Below are 17,751 nucleotides of genomic sequence, written 5' to 3' on the forward strand. Positions count from 1 at the left end.
CCCCCCAGCGCCTGGCGGGCCGCGGCGATGACTTCGCTTTTCGTGCTGCCGGCGTCGGTGAGCAGCGCGCCGGGCCGCAAGTGCGGCAACATGCGCCGCAGCGTGTCCCCGAGGGCGCCGACGGGCGTGGCCAGCATGAGGTCGGCCCGGGCCGCCGCGTTTTCGGCGCTGACGGCCTCGTCGATGAGCCCCAGCGCGACGGCGCGCTCCAGCGACGCGGGATTGCGCCCCACGCCCAGCACCCGGCCTACCTGCCCCGCCTGGCGCAGCGCGGCGGCGAACGATCCGCCGATGAGGCCCACGCCGGCCACGGCCAGCACGGGAATCAGGGGAGCGGCGGCCCCGCCGTCAGCGCCTTCGGGCGGCCGTGCGGTGCTCATTCCTCCAGAACCGCCTCGAGCGCCTCGATGAAGCGCGCGTTTTCCTGCGGCAGGCCGATGGTGACGCGCAGCCACTCGGGCAAGCCGTCGCCGGCGACGGGACGCACGATGACGCCGCGCTTGAGCAGTTCGAGGTTGATGCGCGGGGCGTCGCCGACGCGCACCAGGACGAAGTTGCCGTAGCTGGGCACGTAGCGCAGTCCGAGCCGCTCGAAAGCGGCGCAGAGCTGGGCCTTGCCGGCCTTGTTGGATTCGTAGGCGCGCTGGAGATAGTCGGCGTCGGCCAGGGCGGCGATGGCCGCGGCCTGGGCCAGCGTGTTCACGTTGAACGGCTGGCGCACGCGGTTGAGCAGATCGGTCAGCGCGGGCTGCGCCACGGCGAAGCCCACGCGCAGGCCGGCCAGCCCATAGGCCTTGGAAAAGGTGCGCGAGACGATCAGGTTGGCGTAGCGGCGCACCAGGTCCGTGCTGTCGAAGCGCAGCTCGGGGTCGAGGTATTCGTTGTAGGCCTCGTCCAGCACCACGGTGACGCGGTCGCCGTGCGTCTCGTGCACGCGCTCCAGGAAGGCGGCGACGCGGTCGCCCGGCACGAAGGTGCCGGTGGGATTGTTGGGGTTGGCGATGAACACCAGGCGCGTGTCGTCGGCAATGGCCTCGAACATGGCGTCCAGATCGTGCCCGTAATCGCGCGCGGGCACCACGATGTGGCGCGCGCCCCGGGCCTGCGTCGCCAGGCGGTAGACGGCGAAGGAATGCTGCGCGTAGACGGCCGAGGCGCCCGGCTCCAGCAGCGCCAGGGCCGCGATCTCGAGGATGTCGTTCGAGCCGTTGCCCAGGGTGATCCAGCTTGCCGGCACGCCGTAGCGCTGGGACAGCGCCGCCTTCAGGTCGAAGCCATTGGGATCGGGATAGCGCGCGAGCGACTCGGCCGCGGCCAGCATGGCCTTGCGGGCCGACTCGGGCATGCCCAGCGGATTTTCGTTGGACGCGAGCTTGACGATGCCGGCGGGATCCAGCCCGAACTCGCGGGCCAGTTCTTCGATGGGCTTGCCGGCCTGGTACGGCGCGATGGCGCTGACGTGCCGGGGAGCGACGAGGGGCTTGGATGCGGTGGTCATGGTGGTGGCTTATTGCGCCGGGTACGAACCCAGCACCTTGAAAAAGGCGACCTGCGCCTGCAGGGCGGCCAGGGCGCTCGCGACATTGGGATCGTTGCGGTGGCCCAGCACGTCGACGTAGAAGTAGTACTCCCACTGGCCGGTGCGCGCCGGACGGGACTCGAAACGCGTCATGGACACGCCGTTGGCGGCCAGGGGCGCGAGCATTTCGTAGACCGCGCCGGCGCGGTTGGGCACCGCCAGGATGAGGCTGGTCTTGTCCTTGCCGCTGGGCAGGGGCTCGATGTCGCCGATGGCGAGAAAGCGGGTGCGGTTCTGGGGATCGTCCTGGATGCCGGCCTCGACGATGCGCAGGTTCCAGGCCGGCGCCGCGACCTCGCCCGCGATGGCCGCCACGGAAGCGTTCTCCGCGGCCACGCGCGCGGCCTCGGAATTGCTGGCGGCGGCCACCCGGTTGAGGTCGGGATAGTGGCGCGTGAGCCAGCCCTGGCACTGCGCCAGCGCCTGCGGATGCGCGGAAATGGTCTTGATGCCGTCCATGGTGCCCGATTGCGTCATCAGGCAGTGGCGGATCACCAGCGAGCGCTCGCCCAGGATCTTGAGCGGCGTATTGAGCAGCAGGTCCAGGCTGCGGTTGACCGCGCCTTCGGTGGAGTTTTCCACCGGCACCATGCCCACGTCGGCCTGCCCCGCCTCGACGGCGCGGAAGACCTCATCGAACGAGGGGCATGGCAGCGACTGCACCGCGTGGCCGAAATGCTCCATGGCTGCCTGTTCGGAGAACGACCCCTGCGGCCCCAGATACGCGACGGTCATGCCCCGCTCCAGGCCGCGGCAGGCGGAAATGATCTCGGTCCAGACGGCGGCCACGCCGGCATTGGGAAACGGTCCGGCATTGAGCTGCTGCAGCCGGCGGATGACCTCGGCCTCGCGCTCGGGACGCAGCACGGGCCCGTCGGCCTGGGCCGCATGCTTGGCCTCGCCCACTTCCTGCGCGGCGCGGGCGCGCTGGCACAGCAGGTCGAGGATCTGCGCGTCGAGCGCGTCGATGCGCTCGCGCAGGGGAAGCAGCTTGCGCTGCAGTGACTCATCCATAGCGACGCTCGAATTCCTTCAGGTACTCGACCAGGGCCTGCACCCCGGCCAGCGGAACGGCATTGTAGATGGAGGCGCGCATGCCGCCGACGCTCTTGTGGCCCTTGAGCTGCGTCAGGCCGGCCGCCTCGGCGCCCTGCAGGAAGGCGTCATTGAGCGATTCGTCGCGCAGCACGAAGGGCACGTTCATCCGCGAGCGCACCGGCACGTGCACCGGATTGCGGTAGAAATCGGTGCCGTCCAGATAGCCGTAGAGCAGTTCGGCCTTGGCCTTGTTGGTCGCTTCCATGCCCGCCACCCCGCCGTTGGCCTTCACCCACTTGAACACCAGGCCCGCCACGTAGATGGCGAACGTGGGCGGCGTGTTGTAGCGCGAGTGCTCGGCGGCCACGTTGGCGTAGTCGAAGGCCGAAGGGCAGATGGGCAGCGCATGGCCGATGAGGTCGCGCCGGGCGATCACCACGGTGACGCCGGCCGGGCCGGCGTTCTTCTGCGCACCGGCGAACAGCAGGCCGCAGCGGGTGACGTCCATGGGACGCGACAGGAAATGCGAGGAGGCGTCCACCACCAGCGGCACATCGGGCGCGCCCAGCGCGGCCATGTCGGGCCAGTCCATGAACTCCACGCCGCCGATGGTTTCGTTGCTGCACAGGTGCAGGTAGGCGGATTCCTTGCGCACGCGCCAGGCGCCGGGCTCGGGCACCCAGGAAAACGGCGCCTGCTGGCGGCCGTCGAGCGTGACGGCCTCGGCGCTGGACGCCGCGACCTGGGCGTCGCCGTAGCGGCGGGCCTCGGCGTGCGAACGCTTGGACCAGTGGCCGGTCACGACGAAATCGGCCGCCGGCGTGCCGCGCCGCCCCATGAGGTTCATGGGAACGATGGCGTTTTCCCCGGAACCGCCGCCCTGCATGAACATGACGGCGTAGTCGGCCGGAAGATCGAGCAGGTCGCGCAGGTCGGCTTCCGCCTCGTCGCAGATCTGCACGAAATGCTTGCCGCGATGGCTCATTTCCATCACGGACATGCCGCTGCCGTGCCAGTCCAGCATTTCCGCAGCGGCTTGCTGCAGCACCACCTCGGGCAGCGCCGAGGGGCCGGCCGAGAAATTCCAGGGGCGGGCCATTATTGCTCCGTAGGTTCAGTCGAATCCGTCGCGCCGTCGTCGCCCGCGACCTGGTCGTCGTCCAGGTCGCCGTCCTCGTCGGCATCGCTTTCCACCACGCGGCGCACGCCGGACAGCGAGCTGCCGTCGTCCACGTTGATGAGCGTGACGCCCTGCGTGGCGCGGCCCATTTCACGGATTTCCGCGACCCGGGTGCGCACCAGCACGCCGCCGGTGGTGATGAGCATGATTTCATCGGACGGCATGACAAGCACCGCGCCGACCACCTTGCCGTTGCGCGAGCTGGTCTGGATGGCGATCATGCCCTTGGTGCCGCGGCCGTGGCGGGTGTACTCGGTGATGGGCGTGCGCTTGCCGTAGCCGTTCTCGGTGGCGGTGAGCACGCTCTGCGTCTCGTCGCCCGCCACCAGCAGCGCGATCACGGTCTGGCCGTCTTCGAGCATCATGCCGCGCACGCCGCGCGCGTTGCGGCCCATCGGGCGCACGTCGTTCTCGTCGAAGCGCACGGCCTTGCCGGCATCGGAAAACAGCATCACGTCGTGCTTGCCGTCGGTGAGATCGGCGCCGATGAGGTAATCGCCCTCGTCCAGGTCCACCGCGATGATGCCCGCCTTGCGCGGGTTGGAGAAATCGGACAGCGGCGTCTTCTTCACAGTGCCGCGCGAAGTGGCCATGAACACGTAGTGATCTTCGCTGAACTCCTTGACCGGCAGCACCACGGTGATCTTCTCGCCGTCGGCCAGCGGGAACATGTTGACGATGGGCTTGCCGCGCGAGTTGCGGGTGCCTTGCGGCACTTCCCACACCTTGAGCCAGTACACCCGGCCGCGGTTGGAGAAGCACAGCAGGAAATCATGCGTGTTGGCGATGAACAGCTGGTCGATCCAGTCGTTCTCCTTCATGGCGGTGGCCTGCTTGCCGCGGCCGCCGCGCTTCTGCGCACGGTATTCCGACAGCGGCTGGCTCTTGATGTAGCCGCCGTGCGAGAGCGTCACGACCATGTCGGTGGGCGTGATCAGGTCTTCGGTGTCCAGTTCGGTGGCGTTCAGCTCGATTTCCGAACGGCGCGTGTCCTTGGCGCCGGTGGAGAACTCCGCCTTGATGGCCTGGAGCTCCTCGCCGATGATGGAGGTGATGCGCTCGGGCCGCGACAGGATGTCGAGCAGGTCGGCAATGGTGGACATGATGTCCTTGTACTCGCCGACGATCTTGTCCTGCTCCAGCCCGGTCAGGCGCTGCAGGCGCATGTTGAGGATTTCCTGCGCCTGAGTCTCGCTCAGGCGGTACATGCCGTCGTCCTGCAGGCCGAATGCCTCGCCCAGGCCGTCGGGCCGGTAGGCCGCGCGTCCGCCGGCCGTGTCCGCATCGGCGCGCGAGAGCATCTCGCGAACCAGGGACGAATCCCAGGCGCGCGCCATCAGTTCCTGGCGCGCCACGGGCGGCGTGGGCGCGGCCTTGATGATGGCGATGAAATCGTCGATGTTCGCCAGCGCCACCGCCAGGCCTTCCAGCACGTGGCCGCGCTCGCGGGCCTTGCGCAGCTGGAACACCGTGCGCCGCGTGACCACTTCGCGGCGGTGCTGCAGGAAGTAGTCGATCATCTGCTTCAGGTTGAGCAGGCGGGGCTGGCCGTCGACCAGCGCCACCAGGTTCATCCCGAAGGTGTCCTGCAGCTGCGTGTTCTTGTAGAGGTTGTTGAGCACGACCTCGGGCACTTCGCCGCGCTTGAGCTCGATGACCAGGCGCATGCCTTCCTTGTCCGACTCGTCGCGGATGTCGGAAATGCCCTCGATCTTCTTCTCGTTGACCAGCTCGGCGATACGCTCCTGCAGCGTCTTCTTGTTGACCTGGTAGGGAATCGCGTCGACCACGATGGCCTGGCGGTTGCCCTTGTCCAGATCCTCGAAGTGGGTCTTGGCGCGCATGACCACCCGGCCGCGGCCGGTGCGGTAGCCCTCGCGCACGCCCGACATGCCGTAGATGATGCCGCCGGTGGGGAAGTCGGGCGCCGGAATGAGTTCGATGAGCTCGTCCACGGAGCATTCCGGGTTGCGCAGGCAGTACAGGCAGCCGTCCACGACCTCGGCCAGGTTGTGCGGCGGAATGTTAGTGGCCATGCCCACGGCGATGCCGGAACTGCCGTTCACCAGCAGGTTGGGCAGCCGCGAGGGCAGCAGCAGCGGCTCCTGCTCGCTGCCGTCGTAGTTGGGGCCGAAGTCCACGGTTTCCTGGTCGATGTCGGCCAGCAGCTCGTGGGCGATCTTCGCCAGGCGGATTTCGGTGTAGCGCATGGCCGCGGCGTTGTCGCCGTCGATCGAGCCGAAGTTGCCCTGGCCGTCGACCAGCATGTAGCGCATGGAGAAATCCTGCGCCATGCGGACGATGGTGTCGTAGACGGACTGGTCGCCATGGGGATGGTACTTACCGATGACATCGCCGACGATGCGCGCCGACTTCTTGTAGGCGCGGTTCCAGTCGTTGTTGAGTTCGTGCATCGCGTAGAGCACGCGCCGGTGGACGGGCTTGAGGCCGTCTCGCACATCCGGTAGCGCCCGTCCCACGATCACGCTCATCGCGTAATCGAGGTAGCTGCGGCGCATCTCTTCTTCCAGCGATACCGGAAGCGTCTCCTTGGCAAAGGAATCCATATAGTTAACGACAGAATCGTGTAAGAAGGAACCCGGGCCGGGCAAACAGGAAATTCTATCATTCGATTCCGCGGCGGACTCCGCGCGCCGCCAGAGGGCGCGGGCCGGCCGGCAAGCCGCCGGCCGGATCGGGGGGCCGGGAGTCGGCCAGACCCGTCCCGCCCCCCCTGTTGTCAAAAACCAACACGCTCCGCCGGGTGGAGCGCCCAAATCGTCATATCCAGCATTAATGCGGCTGTGCAGGGAAGCCAAAGGCCCCCAAATGCCTTAAGATTGTTTCCAGCACGCAGGAAACCCAGTAGCTATTCCTTTGAACCAGCTCTTGGCGTTGCTATACTGGCCCCGTTTTCCTGATATGCGGCGGGGGTTCGCTGCGAGTCACTTATCCAGCTTCAAGCTCAACGAGGAGAAACATGAACAAACCCTCCAAATTCGCTCTGGCGCTCGCCTTCGCCGCCGTCACGGCCTCTGGTGTAGCCTCGGCCCAGTCGTATCCCCAGACGGTGGACAACTGGCGCAACCCGTTCGGTGACGTCTGGAAGAACGGCACGAACGAACTCTGCTGGCGCGATGCCTTCTGGACCCCGGCTACCGGCATCCCCGGCTGCGACGGCGTTCCGGTTGCGCAACAAAAGCCGAAGCCCGCTCCGATGGCTGCGAAGGTCGTCTTCAACGCCGACACGTTCTTCGACTTCGACAAATCGACCCTGAAGCCCGAAGGCCGTCAACTGCTGGATCAAGTCGCCCAGCAAGCCCAAGGCATCGATCTGGAAACCATCATCGCCGTCGGCCACACCGACTCGATCGGTACCGAAGCCTACAACCAGAAGCTGTCCGAGCGCCGCGCCGCTTCGGTCAAGGCCTACCTGGTCAGCAAGGGCATCGATCCCAACCGTATCTACACGGAAGGCAAGGGCGAGCTGAACCCGATCGCTTCCAACAAGACCGCTCAGGGCCGCGCCCAGAACCGTCGCGTGGAAATCGAAATCGTGGGCACCCGCAAGTAATCGGCGGACTCGCTACAATAAAGGCCTCGCACTGCGAGGCCTTTTTTTCGCCCCGCGCGCACCATGCCGGTGCATGCCGGCCGGCTCCCGCGCAAGACGCGGCGCAGCGAGGCCGGCCCGCCGCGCGCCGATGCCTTCCCCCAGCCTGACCGCCCATGACCACCCAGACTCCCGATTCCGCCCGCGCCCCCGTCAATGCCGACCAGGCCGAACTGGACAAGTTCAGCGCCCTGGCCAGCCGCTGGTGGGATCCCGAAAGCGAATTCAGGCCGCTGCACGCCATCAACCCGCTGCGGCTCGAATGGATACAGGAATGCGCCGGCGGCCTGGCAGGCAAGAAGGTGCTGGACGTAGGCTGCGGCGGCGGCATCCTGTCCGAAGCCATGGCGCGGGCCGGCGCCGACGTCACCGGCATCGACCTGGCCGACAAGTCGCTCAAGGTGGCGCGCCTGCACGGCCTGGAATCCGGCGTGAAAGTGGAATACCGCAAGGTGCCCGTGGAAGAGCTGGCCGCCGAGCAGCCGGGGCAGTACGACGTGGTCACCTGCATGGAAATGCTGGAACACGTGCCCGACCCCTCCTCCATCGTGCGCGCCTGCGCCGCGCTCGCCAAGCCGGGCGGCTGGGTGTTCTTCTCCACCCTGAACCGCAACCCCAAGTCGTTCCTCTACGCCATCATCGGCGCCGAATATGTGCTCAAGCTGCTGCCCCGCGGCACGCACACCTACGACCAGTTCATCAAACCCAGCGAGCTGCGGCCGCGGTGCGCGACGCCGGCCTGCAGGCCGTGGGCATGCGCGGCATGCAGTACAACCCCATCACCCAGATCTACAGCCTGTCTTCGGACACCTCGGTGAACTACCTGATGGCTACCCGCAAATGAGCGCCCTGATCCTCTTCGACTTCGACGGCACGCTGGCCGACACCGCCCCCGACCTGGCCGCCGCGGCCAACCGCCAGCGCGAACGGCGCGGGCTGGAGCCCCTGCCTTACGAAGCGCTGCGTCCGGTAGCCTCGCAGGGCGCGCGCGGCCTGCTGCGCGTGGCGCTGGGCCTGCGCCCCGACGACCCCGCCTACGAACCCGCGCGGCTGCAGTTCCTGGAGGACTACCACGCCGCCTCCACCGTGCACAGCCGGCTCTTTCCCGGCATTCGCGAGCTGCTGGCCGACATCCGTGGGCGCGGCCTGTCGTGGGGCATCGTCACGAACAAGGTCACCTACCTGACCCTGCCCATCGTCGAGCACCTGAATCTCGTCCGCGACAGCGCGGTGCTGGTCTGCGGCGACACCACCGCCCACGCCAAGCCGCACCCGCTGCCCCTGCAGCACGCGGCCCGCGAAGCGGGCTTCGCTACCGAGCGCTGCGTCTACGTGGGCGACGACCTGCGCGACATCCAGGCCGCGCATGCCGCCGGCATGCCGGCCGTGGCGGCGGCCTACGGCTATGTCGGCGAAGAAGACGACATCGCCTGCTGGCAGGCCGAACGCTGCGCGCAATCTCCCGGCGAACTGTGGCCGGCCATCGAGCCGCTGCTGCCCGTCGGCCTGCGCTAACGCCGAAACGCGCGAGCGGCCCGGCCGCCCGCGCGCCATTGGCGGCGCCCGCCAAACACAGTTGTTGGATGCGCCGTCTTTATCCCGTCACCGCGCTCCCCTAGACTGGGCGCCTTGGGGGCACCGGGGCACATCGCCCCCCGGCGGGCGCGCTTTCCCCTCCCCGCCGCACTTCCGCCGCCGCCCCTGCGGCCGCCCGGCGCGCTTGCGCCACACCTCCATCTCTTTCGATCATCCTCGCGCCGCATCGCGGCGCGTCAGAGGAATACTCATGCTATTGCCCATCTTGCTGTTGTCCGCGGCCGGCTTCACCGTCCTGACCACGGAATTCCTGATCGTCGGCCTGCTGCCCGGCCTGGCCCGGGACCTGCACGTGAGCATCGCGCAGGCTGGCCTGCTCGTCACGCTGTTCGCGCTCACCGTCGCGGCCACGGGTCCGTTTCTCACGGCCCTCATGGCCAACCTCGAGCGCAAGCGCCTGTTCGTGGGCGTGCTGGCGCTTTTCGGCCTGTCCAACGCGCTGGCCGCCGCCGCGCCCGACATCTGGATCATGGCGCTGGCGCGTTTCCTGCCGGCCCTGGCCCTGCCCGTTTTCTGGTCGCTGGCCAGCGCCACCGCCGTGGAACTGGTCGGCCCGGCCCGGGCCGGACGCGCCATCTCCCTGGTGGCGTTCGGCATCGTCGCGGCCACCGTATTCGGCATACCCATCGGCGTACTCATTTCCGACGCCTATGGATGGCGCGCCGCCTTCGGCGCGCTGTCGGCCGTGGCCTTCGCCAAGGCGCTGCTGCTGCTGGCCGCCTTTCCCAGCACTCGCGTCCACGCCGAAGGCGTGCGCTTCTCCCGCCAACTGCGCATCCTGCGCAAGCCCGTGGTGCTGGGCAACGTGGCGCTCTACCTGCTCGTCTTCACCGGCATGTTCACCGCCTACACCTACCTGGCCGACATGCTGGAGCGGCTGGCCGGCTTCGATGGCCGCACCGTGGGCTGGACCATGATGGCCTTCGGCGCCGTCGGACTGGCCGGCAACACCCTGGGCGGCCGGCTCGTGGACCGCAGCCCACTGGGCGCCACCGCTCTCTTCGCCGCGGTCATGGCGGCCAGCCTGACGACTCTCGGCGCCGTCATGGGCTCGCACGGCCTGCTGGCTGCGGTGCTGGGCGCCTGGGGCATCGCCCAGGCCGCGCTGTTCATCGTCTGCCACGTGCGCCTCATGAAAGCCGCCCCGGAAGCGCCCGCCTTCGCCGCCTCGCTCAATATCTCGGGCGCTAACATCGGCATCGGCCTGGGCGCCGTGGCCGGCGGCGCCGTGATCGAGCGGGTGGGCCTGGACGCCCTGGGCTGGGCCGCCGCCGCCATCGTCGGCGCGGCCGTCGTGCTGTCCCTGTTTATGATGAGCGTCACGCGGCCCGCCCGCGCCAAGACCGCCTGCGCCGATACGGCATGAGTCCGAAAATTCGCGCAATCTATCGCGTTTGAGCGTACAATAGCCTTACTTGGGGCCGATCCGGATTCGACGTGGGTCGCGAAACAACTCAGGGCATGCCGAGCACCAGTAAGCTCGTAAATCCACTGGAACACTACAAACGCCAACGACGAGCGTTTCGCTCTCGCCGCTTAATCGGTGAGCCGCTGCACTGATCTGTCCTTGGGTCAGGCGGGGGAAGGCAACTTCCCAGGGGGGCAACCCTCGAACCGCAGCAGCGACATTTACAAGGAATCGGTCTGCGCTGGGGTCACACGGTTCAGGCTTAAATTACGTGAATCGCCCTGGTCCGGCCTGTCGGTTGGCTAAGTCCAGGGTTAAATCCAAATAGGCCGACTACGCATGTAGAACTGGTTGCGGAGGGCTTGCGGACGGGGGTTCAATTCCCCCCGGCTCCACCAATACCTGAAAACCCAACCCTTATCGGTTGGGTTTTTTTCTGCCCGCTGCGCCAGTGTTGGCGCGGTTCCGGGCGCTGGGCTCTTTAGCGGCATCCCTCTGGCGGTGCCCATTTCCGGGCCGTTTGGCCCCGTTTTCTCTCTCTGTTCTCTGTCCGGCTCTTTACCGAAAAGCGCCCAAACCCTGCAAAAACGCGGGTTTGCACGCGCCCGGTTGCGTTTTTCGTCTGCTGGAGGCGATGCGACCGAGAATGCAACGGACGTAAAAAAACCGCCCGGAGGCGGCGCGCGGTGGGGGTGTTGGTCATGTGTTTCTGGCCTGGATCATCCTGCGTTGCTGTTGCCAGTCCAGCGGCAGGCTGCCGTTGCGGATCAGGTGCTCCAGCGCGATCCCGCTGTCGCCGGTCAGGCAGGCCTCGACGACGTCCGGAGCCAGATGCACCAGCCGTGCAATGATGCTGACCCGCCCGGGGTTGAGTCCTTCGGCCTGCGCGATCTCGGTCATCGAGGTAAAGCGCCCGTCGTCGAGGAGGCGCTGCCAGTGGTGCGCCAGCCCCAACGCCCGCACCAAGGCACTGTCCTGTGCTGCGATTCGGGCCTCGCGTTCCTGTGCAGACTCATCCGCGAACGCCTGTGGCGCATCGAGCGGCGTGATGATCTTGCGTCGCACACCGCGCTTGACCAGCGTCCACGGAATGAACGTCTCCATCTTCACCCCGCCAGCCGGATTGGGGATCTGGAAGGTGACGGCCTCGCCGGTGAATTTGCCGATGTCTTTCTTGGCCATGTGCTGTCTCCTACGCGAAGGACTGGATGATCTGGCGCTGCTGCTGCCAGTCGACCGGAATGGGGTTGCGCTGAAACCAGATCAGCGTGAGTCGTCGGGGTTGGCGACCTGCGAGCAGTTGTTCGACGATGTCGGGAGCCAGCAGGGTCAGGCGCAGGAGTTCATTGACGGTGCTGTGGTGCAGACCCTCGGCCCGTGCAATGGCCGAACCGCTTTCAAACTCGCCCGCGTCCAGCAGGTGCTGCCAGTGGAAAGCCCGCGCCACCGCCTCAATGAGGGTTGGGTCGTGCGCCACCGCGCCGGTGTCGGCCAGACGCCGGATGCCCCGGCGCTTGAACACCAGCGGCACGAAGGTTTCGAGGGGGCCGGAATCGTTCATTGCGCCTCCGCCTCGACCAGTTCTGCGCCGATGCTGTCCGGGGCAAATTCGCCAATCAGCGCCTTCCAGCCCAGTTCGCGCCAACGCACTTTCAGGCCACCGGGGACGAGATCCACGCGCTCGACCATCAGGTTGACGATGCGGTGGCGCTCTGCCGGATACAGCCTCTCCCACACATCGCCCAAGCGGTGCATGGCCATCACCGCAACGTCCTCGGTGATCTGTGCGCCGTTGCGCTGGATGAATTGGCAGACCGCCGTGATCGCCTCAGGGCTGGCCAGCACGGATTTGATTTGCGCGACGACCGCAGCCTCTACTTCGTCAGCCGGGATACGCTCGTAGGTCTTGCCGCCCGCCCCGTAGCGCACTTCCGACTTCGACACGTAGTAGCGGTACTTGTGCCCGTTCTTGCGCGAGTAGGTCGGGTACATCCGCTCACCGGTCGGCGCGTACAGCAGGCCGCGCAGCAAGGCATCGGTGCGCGAGCGGATCTTGGTTTCCACCGACCGTGCGTGGCCGTCCTTGGCCAGCAGTTCATGCACCTTGCCCCACAGGCCGTGGTCGATGATGGCCGGGTGCGCGCCGGGGTACCACGTGCCCTTGTGCGACAACTCACCAAGGTAGATGCGGTTGCGCAGCAGCTTGTGCAGGTACTTCTTGTCGATGCGGGCACCGTTGCGTGTGCGCCCGTCCTGCGTCGTCCAGGCCTTGGTGGTGATGCCTTCCTGCGTCAGACGGGCGGCGATCTGGGTGGGCGAGCCGATGGTCAGCATCTCCTCGAAGATGCGCCTCACCACCGCCGCCTCGGTTTCGTTGATAACCAGCAGGCGGTTCTCGACGTCATAGCCCAAGGGCGGCACGCCGCCCATCCACATGCCTTTGCGCTTGGCCGCCGCGATCTTGTCGCGGATACGCTCGCCGGTGACCTCACGTTCGAACTGGGCGAAGGACAGCAGGACGTTGAGCATCAAGCGCCCCATCGATGTGGTGGTGTTGAACTGCTGGGTGACCGACACGAAGGACACGCCGTGGCGCTCGAACACCTCGACCATCTTCGAGAAGTCGGCCAGGCTGCGCGTCAGGCGGTCGATCTTGTAGACCACCACGATGTCGATCAGGCCGCGCTCGATGTCCGCCATCAGGCGCTTCAAACCCGGGCGATCGGTGTTGCCGCCGGAGAATCCGGGGTCGTCGTAATCGTCGGCTACCGGTATCCAGCCTTCGGCGCGTTGGCTGGCGACGTAGGCATGGCCCGCTTCCTTCTGCGCGTCGATGGAGTTGAACTCCTGGTCGAGCCGCTCGTCCGAGGACACCCGGCAGTAGACGGCGCATCGCTGGCGCGGCTTGCTGTGGGGAGTGTCGTTCATTCGTAACCCTCCCCGGCGCGGCGCAGGCCAAAGAACAATGGCCCCGACCACGGGCTGCCCGCGATGTGGCGCGCGACGGCGGACAGACTTTTGAACTGCTTTCCTTCGTACTCGAAGGTGCCGTCAGCGGTGACCCGGACGTGGTGATCGCGGTCACCCCATTCGCGCACCAGCACGGTGCCAGGGGCTAGCGTAATGTCCCTGGCCTTGCGTGGCTGCTTGATCTTGGAGTGGCGCACGCCGATATTGACCAGTCGCCTACGAGTCTCAGGATCAAGCCCGCCGAAAGCTTCTTCCTGTAATTTGTAGGCGATGCGGGATTCCAGATAGACGCGATTGGTCTTGTCCGGGCGACGCGGGAAAAAGCGATCCCAAAGCGCCCAGACCTCGGCCATCGTCAAGGATGGCAAAGCCGCCACCTGCGCGGCCACTGATGTGTGTTGGTCGTTCATCACAACTGCTCCTCTTGATAGGGGGTTGTATGAACGCGCTGGTCGGGCAGGAAGCCAAGGCCAACTACTCTCTGTTTCGGCTCGTCTGCGACGAGTGTGCGGACGATGGCGGCCGCAAGGATGGTGGTGATTTCGCCAGTGCGGGCGCTGGCGGACATCTCCGAGGGAGATGCAAGTTCGAGGTTCTTCATGACGGCTCCGGGGAATAGCAACCGTCAGGGATAGTGAGCCTGATCTTCCGAAGCGGATGGCAATTCCGGGTAATCGGTGACCAAAATTTTGTGTTAACTAAACAGTTGACGACCCTGCGGCGGGGAGGTACGATCACTCCATTAACCAATCACGCAACTAGGAAACACACATGCCTTTCGGAGCCTTCATTCGCAAGAAGCGCGAAGAGAAAGAGATCCAGATGAACGAGTTCGCGCGCAAACTCGAGATTTCGCCTGCTTACTGGTCGCGCATTGAGCGCGACATGGAAAAACCCCCCAAAGACGAGCTGATCCGCAAGGCGGCTGAGCTTCTGGGGATCAATCCGGACGACGCCTTCGTCGAAGCCAGTCGCCTGCCGCCCGATATGCGCGATGACGTGGCCAGCGTGGTGCGGATGTACCGCCGGGAAGTAACGGAGAAAAAGTGAATGCCGGTTCTGACTCTCGACTACCGGCATTGCGACCGCAAGCGCCCCAAATACGTCAAGCACATCGAAATTGAAGGCATCGCCGCGCAAGCTCGTCAGCAACTGGTTGGCCCGGACGTCGATGCCATCCCCTTCAGCACGCTGTGTGAGATCAATCGTCTGAAGATCAACGGCATCGACTTCTCGCTTGAAGTCAGCACGGATTTCGACGTACATGACGACGAGGGCAACCACGTCTTCGGCATCTGTGAGTACGACCCCGGTATTCCGGACACCGCGATGGTGTGCGTCTCTCCGGTCGGGGAAAAACTCAGCGAACTTCTGGCACTCAGTACCCTGGCCCACGAACTGGGTCACGCAGTGTTCGATGCGCCAGGCTGGATCGTCGATGGCAGCAAAGGGCCTGGGTTGTTCGATGTTCTGGAACCGACTGTGCAACGTGCGTATCGCACCACCACTCCGAACAGCGACCACCTGACGAAGACGCCCGCAACTCCGGCGCAGACGGCATTGGCCCCGGAAATTCACTTCGCCGAGCTGCGCGCCAATGAGTTCATGGGTTCGCTACTGGTGCCGCGCCAGCACTTGAACGCAGCGGTTGAGGAGCTTGCCCCGGATTTCGACATTGCGCTGCACCGTGGCCCATCCCTCAACCCGGAGGTTCCCGGCACCAGCCTGCATCTCTCATCCAGTGACGCAGGCGATCTGGAGTTCTTCGAGAAGGCGCTCGCCGCTCGCTTTGGCGTCAATCCTCGGTTCGTGCAAGTGCGTCTGCAACGCTACGGTCTCATCCGTCCGGAGGGGGGTGTGCGCTGACCTTTCCTGTCCTGCCACGCCGACTCTGCGTCGGCGTTTTTTTGAATTCTCAATTAACAAATCGCGCAATCGCGCACTTTCAAAGGAAACTGCCCATGCCTACCAGCCAAACCACCACCGCCAAGAAGAAGAAATCGATCACCCCGAAGCCGCCCAGCAAGCGTGTGCGTGATCCGCAGGCTGACAACGGCCCAGTCATCGTGCCCGGGATGGAGCATTTCGTCGATCTGGTGCGCAAGGTCAAGCACCCGACACTGGTGGTGCGCCTGCTTGAACGAGCCAGCGGAGGCACGTTCCCAGATCTGATGGATCTGGTCGACGCCGCCAAGGGCAAGTTGGCGGCCGATTCCCGGCAAGCATTCTTTCACTGCGCAGCCAAACTGGATGCCGCCACTCGGCAACGTATCGAAAACGCCGTGGAACGGGTCATGCTGCTCGGTGACGACTATGGCGCGCAGGCCGTTCAGTCGCTACTCGACGAGCGGCGCGAAGACGATGCCGTCATTCTTGGAATGCCCTGCGACCGCTTCAGCCGCGCACTGCACCTGTGCATCCTTCAGGAGTTTCCTGAGGCTGGAGCACGCCGTGAAGCTCGCTTTGATCAGGCCGAGCACGAGCAGGTCATGCATCGCCAGTGGAAAAGCGAGCAGTTCTCCAGCCACTACCTTGGCCCCAAGGGGGTGGAGCCAACGAACAGCAACGACATTCAGGAAACACTGCGCACCCGCATTGCCGAACTGTTCCCGAAAGTGCCGAAGGATCAAATCCTGATCGAGCAGTTTGTGCGGCACGGGTTGTCGCATGCGCAGCGCGACGATGATGAGGATGCAGAGGAGGAACCCCAGACCCTGTTGCACACCGTATGCGCCACCTTCAATGGTTCGACTGCGCACTTCCAGCAAGTCGAAGATGGTCATGTGGTCGACCACGAGGAGCCTGCAGCGATGTCGGTGCGATTCTCATGGGAACCGGCCACCGGCGCGCTGACCGTGTTTTGCGAAGACCGTGAAAAGCGGCGTGAACTTGCCACCGTATTCCGAGACGTGGTGCTGGCGCACGAAGGGGATATTGATGACATGCCGATTCGTCAATTCGATCTGCATGGCTTTTCCACCTCAGACATGCTCAAACGGCTGGAAAAGGATCGCATCGCAGATGTCGAGCGCATCGAGATCTTGCAGATCAAAGTAGCCAAGCCCTTTGAACAATCGCAGGAGTTGAGCGGCAAGCCGGTCGTCCGCCAACTGGCGAGCAAGATGGAAATAACCCGTGACCGGCGCGATGGCCGCACCATCTATCAGGTCGCCTACGAGGATTACAGCGTCGATGATTTGACGCAGTACACACTGGCACAGGTCAAGTTGGTGATGCGCATGGCCAAGCAGCCCCACCGCAAGGCACACAACGTTGCTGTCCAGATCACCGCCCCCAACGGCCTGAATGACAAGAGCAGAACCGAAGACGACCGCAAGCGTGTACTGGAGCAGTTGATCCGCATTGGCGTATTGAGCGAATTCTGAGGGGATGCCGACGATGCCGATTCATCTGCGTTTCCTTGCCGCCATCGACCATCTGATGAACCTGGATACGCCCGTGTTGGCCTCCAGGTTCGGCCGCGATTGGCTCCAGTTCCGGCAGCGGGGATGGATTACCGAGGAAGGCTATCTCACGCACGTGATGGTGCCGTTCCTTGACTCTGAATGCGAGGTCGAAGTCGAGGCCGATCCGGATGCTCGCTGCTACCGCTACAGCAGCCCGTTGGACGGCAGAACCGTCGTGCAACCACTGCAGGAGATCGCACTCTGTGGCATTCAGATCGATCCGTGGTTGTCGGATCTGGCTTCATTGATTGGCATCGAGGATCGACGGCGATCACACCGGCCTTGCAGAACGCCCAACCATCTCTGGCATCTGGGCGATATGCGCATCAGCGGGACACATGACTTCGCGCCGATGTTTGTAGGTCGAGCATGGGCACGTGCGCCAAGCGCTGATATCTCCGCAGTGCTGGCTGATCCGGTGTGGCCGCGCGCTGGCGTGGTGCTGCTGGTGCAACGATCAGATGCAGCCTTGCCTCGAGATCATGTGCTGCGCGGACTGAATGAGTTCATCAACACGTCCAATGGCACGGAGAACTTCGATGCCGATGCTCTTGATCGGGTGCTGCGCGGCCACATCACGCCAAATGGCGAGCCTGAGCCTGCGCAATTTCTGCAAGGCAACCGCGTGAAGCTGCCTCACTTTGCATCATCGCGGCTGGTGAGCGACACGCGGGCAGCAATTCTGAAGGTGATGTGGGGTGTGGAGGGCAAGACTCCACCAGCCATGAAATGGGTCGAAGTCAAGACGAAAGTTCATTCTGCCGCCAGGTCATTTGACGAGGCCTTCGGTGACAAGAAAACGCGGGAGGATTTCCTCGCGCTCGTAAAAGCTGGCGGTTACTACCAAGTCCGACGTCAGTGAAAGTCGTAGTTTTTTCCGTAGTGCAATCCGGATTCAGT

Annotated in this window: 17 protein-coding genes, 1 other RNA gene and 1 pseudogene; 9 read left to right on the plus strand and 10 right to left on the minus strand. The window is 65.0% G+C overall.

Annotated features, from left to right (window positions below):
- From AD428_RS03535 to gyrA, 5 genes are all read right to left on the minus strand, one after another.
- A partial coding sequence (locus AD428_RS03535; RefSeq protein ID WP_152967976.1) for a prephenate dehydrogenase/arogenate dehydrogenase family protein occupies positions 1-380 on the minus strand: 380 nt, incomplete at its 3' end.
- On the minus strand, positions 377-1,498 hold the full coding sequence (hisC, locus tag AD428_RS03540) for a histidinol-phosphate transaminase (RefSeq protein ID WP_053244217.1): 1,122 nt from the start codon (positions 1,496-1,498) through the stop codon (positions 377-379). The genes hisC and AD428_RS03535, both read right to left, overlap by 4 nt.
- Before the next feature lie 9 nt (positions 1,499-1,507).
- Positions 1,508-2,593 (minus strand): prephenate dehydratase, encoded by a 1,086-nt coding sequence (gene pheA, locus AD428_RS03545; protein WP_053244218.1) that lies wholly within the window; start codon positions 2,591-2,593, stop codon positions 1,508-1,510.
- On the minus strand, positions 2,586-3,716 hold the full coding sequence (gene serC, locus AD428_RS03550) for a 3-phosphoserine/phosphohydroxythreonine transaminase (RefSeq protein ID WP_053244219.1): 1,131 nt from the start codon (positions 3,714-3,716) through the stop codon (positions 2,586-2,588). Before serC ends, pheA begins: the two co-directional genes overlap by 8 nt.
- Positions 3,716-6,364 (minus strand): DNA gyrase subunit A, encoded by a 2,649-nt coding sequence (gene gyrA / locus AD428_RS03555; RefSeq protein WP_053244220.1) that lies wholly within the window; start codon positions 6,362-6,364, stop codon positions 3,716-3,718. The genes serC and gyrA overlap by 1 nt, the downstream gene beginning before the upstream one ends.
- Before the next feature lie 413 nt (positions 6,365-6,777).
- Between gyrA and ompA the strand changes: the two genes are divergently transcribed.
- From ompA to ssrA, 5 genes and pseudogenes are all read left to right on the plus strand, one after another.
- Complete coding sequence (gene ompA / locus AD428_RS03560) at positions 6,778-7,371, plus strand: outer membrane protein OmpA (RefSeq protein ID WP_053244221.1); 594 nt, start codon at positions 6,778-6,780, stop codon at positions 7,369-7,371.
- A gap of 155 nt (positions 7,372-7,526) precedes the next feature.
- A pseudogene (gene ubiG, locus AD428_RS03565) lies at positions 7,527-8,254 on the plus strand (bifunctional 2-polyprenyl-6-hydroxyphenol methylase/3-demethylubiquinol 3-O-methyltransferase UbiG).
- Positions 8,251-8,925: an HAD-IA family hydrolase gene (locus AD428_RS03570; RefSeq protein WP_053244222.1), complete on the plus strand. Its 675-nt coding sequence runs from the start codon at positions 8,251-8,253 to the stop codon at positions 8,923-8,925. The pseudogene ubiG and the gene AD428_RS03570 overlap by 4 nt, the downstream one beginning before the upstream one ends.
- 271 nt (positions 8,926-9,196) lie before the next feature.
- Entirely contained in the window at positions 9,197-10,372 is a 1,176-nt protein-coding gene (locus AD428_RS03575) for an MFS transporter (RefSeq protein WP_053244223.1), read from the plus strand.
- Between the two features lie 51 nt (positions 10,373-10,423).
- Positions 10,424-10,812: a transfer-messenger RNA gene (ssrA, locus tag AD428_RS24320) on the plus strand.
- A gap of 301 nt (positions 10,813-11,113) precedes the next feature.
- On the opposite strand, the gene AD428_RS03580 is transcribed toward ssrA, so the two are convergent.
- Genes AD428_RS03580 through AD428_RS03600 form a run of 5 tightly spaced genes read right to left on the minus strand, consistent with a single transcriptional unit; the run spans position 11,114 to position 13,985 of the window.
- Positions 11,114-11,596, minus strand: coding sequence for a hypothetical protein (locus tag AD428_RS03580; protein WP_053243698.1), 483 nt, complete (start codon positions 11,594-11,596; stop codon positions 11,114-11,116).
- A 10-nt stretch (positions 11,597-11,606) separates the two neighbouring features.
- A complete protein-coding gene (locus tag AD428_RS03585; protein WP_053243699.1) occupies positions 11,607-11,975 on the minus strand; it encodes a hypothetical protein in 369 nt (122 codons plus the stop codon).
- A complete protein-coding gene (locus AD428_RS03590) occupies positions 11,972-13,342 on the minus strand; it encodes a recombinase family protein (protein WP_053243700.1) in 1,371 nt (456 codons plus the stop codon). Before AD428_RS03590 ends, AD428_RS03585 begins: the two co-directional genes overlap by 4 nt.
- Positions 13,339-13,794 carry a DUF2924 domain-containing protein gene (locus AD428_RS03595; RefSeq protein WP_053243701.1) on the minus strand — a complete coding sequence of 152 codons (456 nt, stop codon included), beginning with the start codon at positions 13,792-13,794 and terminating at the stop codon, positions 13,339-13,341. Before AD428_RS03595 ends, AD428_RS03590 begins: the two co-directional genes overlap by 4 nt.
- On the minus strand, positions 13,794-13,985 hold the full coding sequence (locus AD428_RS03600; protein ID WP_053243702.1) for a hypothetical protein: 192 nt from the start codon (positions 13,983-13,985) through the stop codon (positions 13,794-13,796). The genes AD428_RS03595 and AD428_RS03600 overlap by 1 nt, the downstream gene beginning before the upstream one ends.
- A gap of 170 nt (positions 13,986-14,155) precedes the next feature.
- Between AD428_RS03600 and AD428_RS03605 the strand changes: the two genes are divergently transcribed.
- The 4 genes from AD428_RS03605 (at position 14,156) to AD428_RS03620 (ending at position 17,713) form a co-directional block, all read left to right on the plus strand.
- Positions 14,156-14,434 carry a helix-turn-helix domain-containing protein gene (locus tag AD428_RS03605; RefSeq protein ID WP_053243703.1) on the plus strand — a complete coding sequence of 93 codons (279 nt, stop codon included), beginning with the start codon at positions 14,156-14,158 and terminating at the stop codon, positions 14,432-14,434.
- Positions 14,435-15,250, plus strand: coding sequence for a hypothetical protein (locus tag AD428_RS03610; protein WP_053243704.1), 816 nt, complete (start codon positions 14,435-14,437; stop codon positions 15,248-15,250).
- A 95-nt stretch (positions 15,251-15,345) separates the two neighbouring features.
- On the plus strand, positions 15,346-16,770 hold the full coding sequence (locus tag AD428_RS03615) for a hypothetical protein (RefSeq protein WP_053243705.1): 1,425 nt from the start codon (positions 15,346-15,348) through the stop codon (positions 16,768-16,770).
- A 13-nt stretch (positions 16,771-16,783) separates the two neighbouring features.
- The gene (locus AD428_RS03620; RefSeq protein WP_082308188.1) at positions 16,784-17,713 is read left to right on the plus strand and encodes a hypothetical protein; all 930 of its coding nucleotides are present in this window, start codon (positions 16,784-16,786) and stop codon (positions 17,711-17,713) included.
- Positions 17,714-17,751 lie beyond the last annotated feature (38 nt).

The organism is Achromobacter sp. DMS1, assembly GCF_001270295.1.

Excerpts from the sequence above, each read along its gene's own strand:
- AD428_RS03615 (WP_053243705.1), top strand. The coding sequence starts at position 15,346 with ATGCCTACCAGCCAAACCACCACCGCCAAGAAGAAGAAATCGATCACC.
- AD428_RS03590 (WP_053243700.1), bottom strand. The coding sequence starts at position 13,342 with ATGAACGACACTCCCCACAGCAAGCCGCGCCAGCGATGCGCCGTCTAC.
- AD428_RS03600 (WP_053243702.1), bottom strand. The coding sequence starts at position 13,985 with ATGAAGAACCTCGAACTTGCATCTCCCTCGGAGATGTCCGCCAGCGCC.
- pheA (WP_053244218.1), bottom strand. The coding sequence starts at position 2,593 with ATGGATGAGTCACTGCAGCGCAAGCTGCTTCCCCTGCGCGAGCGCATC.
- hisC (WP_053244217.1), bottom strand. The coding sequence starts at position 1,498 with ATGACCACCGCATCCAAGCCCCTCGTCGCTCCCCGGCACGTCAGCGCC.
- AD428_RS03620 (WP_082308188.1), top strand. The coding sequence starts at position 16,784 with ATGCCGATTCATCTGCGTTTCCTTGCCGCCATCGACCATCTGATGAAC.
- AD428_RS03595 (WP_053243701.1), bottom strand. The coding sequence starts at position 13,794 with ATGAACGACCAACACACATCAGTGGCCGCGCAGGTGGCGGCTTTGCCA.
- ompA (WP_053244221.1), top strand. The coding sequence starts at position 6,778 with ATGAACAAACCCTCCAAATTCGCTCTGGCGCTCGCCTTCGCCGCCGTC.
- gyrA (WP_053244220.1), bottom strand. The coding sequence starts at position 6,364 with ATGGATTCCTTTGCCAAGGAGACGCTTCCGGTATCGCTGGAAGAAGAG.
- AD428_RS03610 (WP_053243704.1), top strand. The coding sequence starts at position 14,435 with ATGCCGGTTCTGACTCTCGACTACCGGCATTGCGACCGCAAGCGCCCC.
- AD428_RS03570 (WP_053244222.1), top strand. The coding sequence starts at position 8,251 with ATGAGCGCCCTGATCCTCTTCGACTTCGACGGCACGCTGGCCGACACC.
- AD428_RS03580 (WP_053243698.1), bottom strand. The coding sequence starts at position 11,596 with ATGGCCAAGAAAGACATCGGCAAATTCACCGGCGAGGCCGTCACCTTC.
- AD428_RS03585 (WP_053243699.1), bottom strand. The coding sequence starts at position 11,975 with ATGAACGATTCCGGCCCCCTCGAAACCTTCGTGCCGCTGGTGTTCAAG.
- serC (WP_053244219.1), bottom strand. The coding sequence starts at position 3,716 with ATGGCCCGCCCCTGGAATTTCTCGGCCGGCCCCTCGGCGCTGCCCGAG.
- AD428_RS03605 (WP_053243703.1), top strand. The coding sequence starts at position 14,156 with ATGCCTTTCGGAGCCTTCATTCGCAAGAAGCGCGAAGAGAAAGAGATC.
- AD428_RS03575 (WP_053244223.1), top strand. The coding sequence starts at position 9,197 with ATGCTATTGCCCATCTTGCTGTTGTCCGCGGCCGGCTTCACCGTCCTG.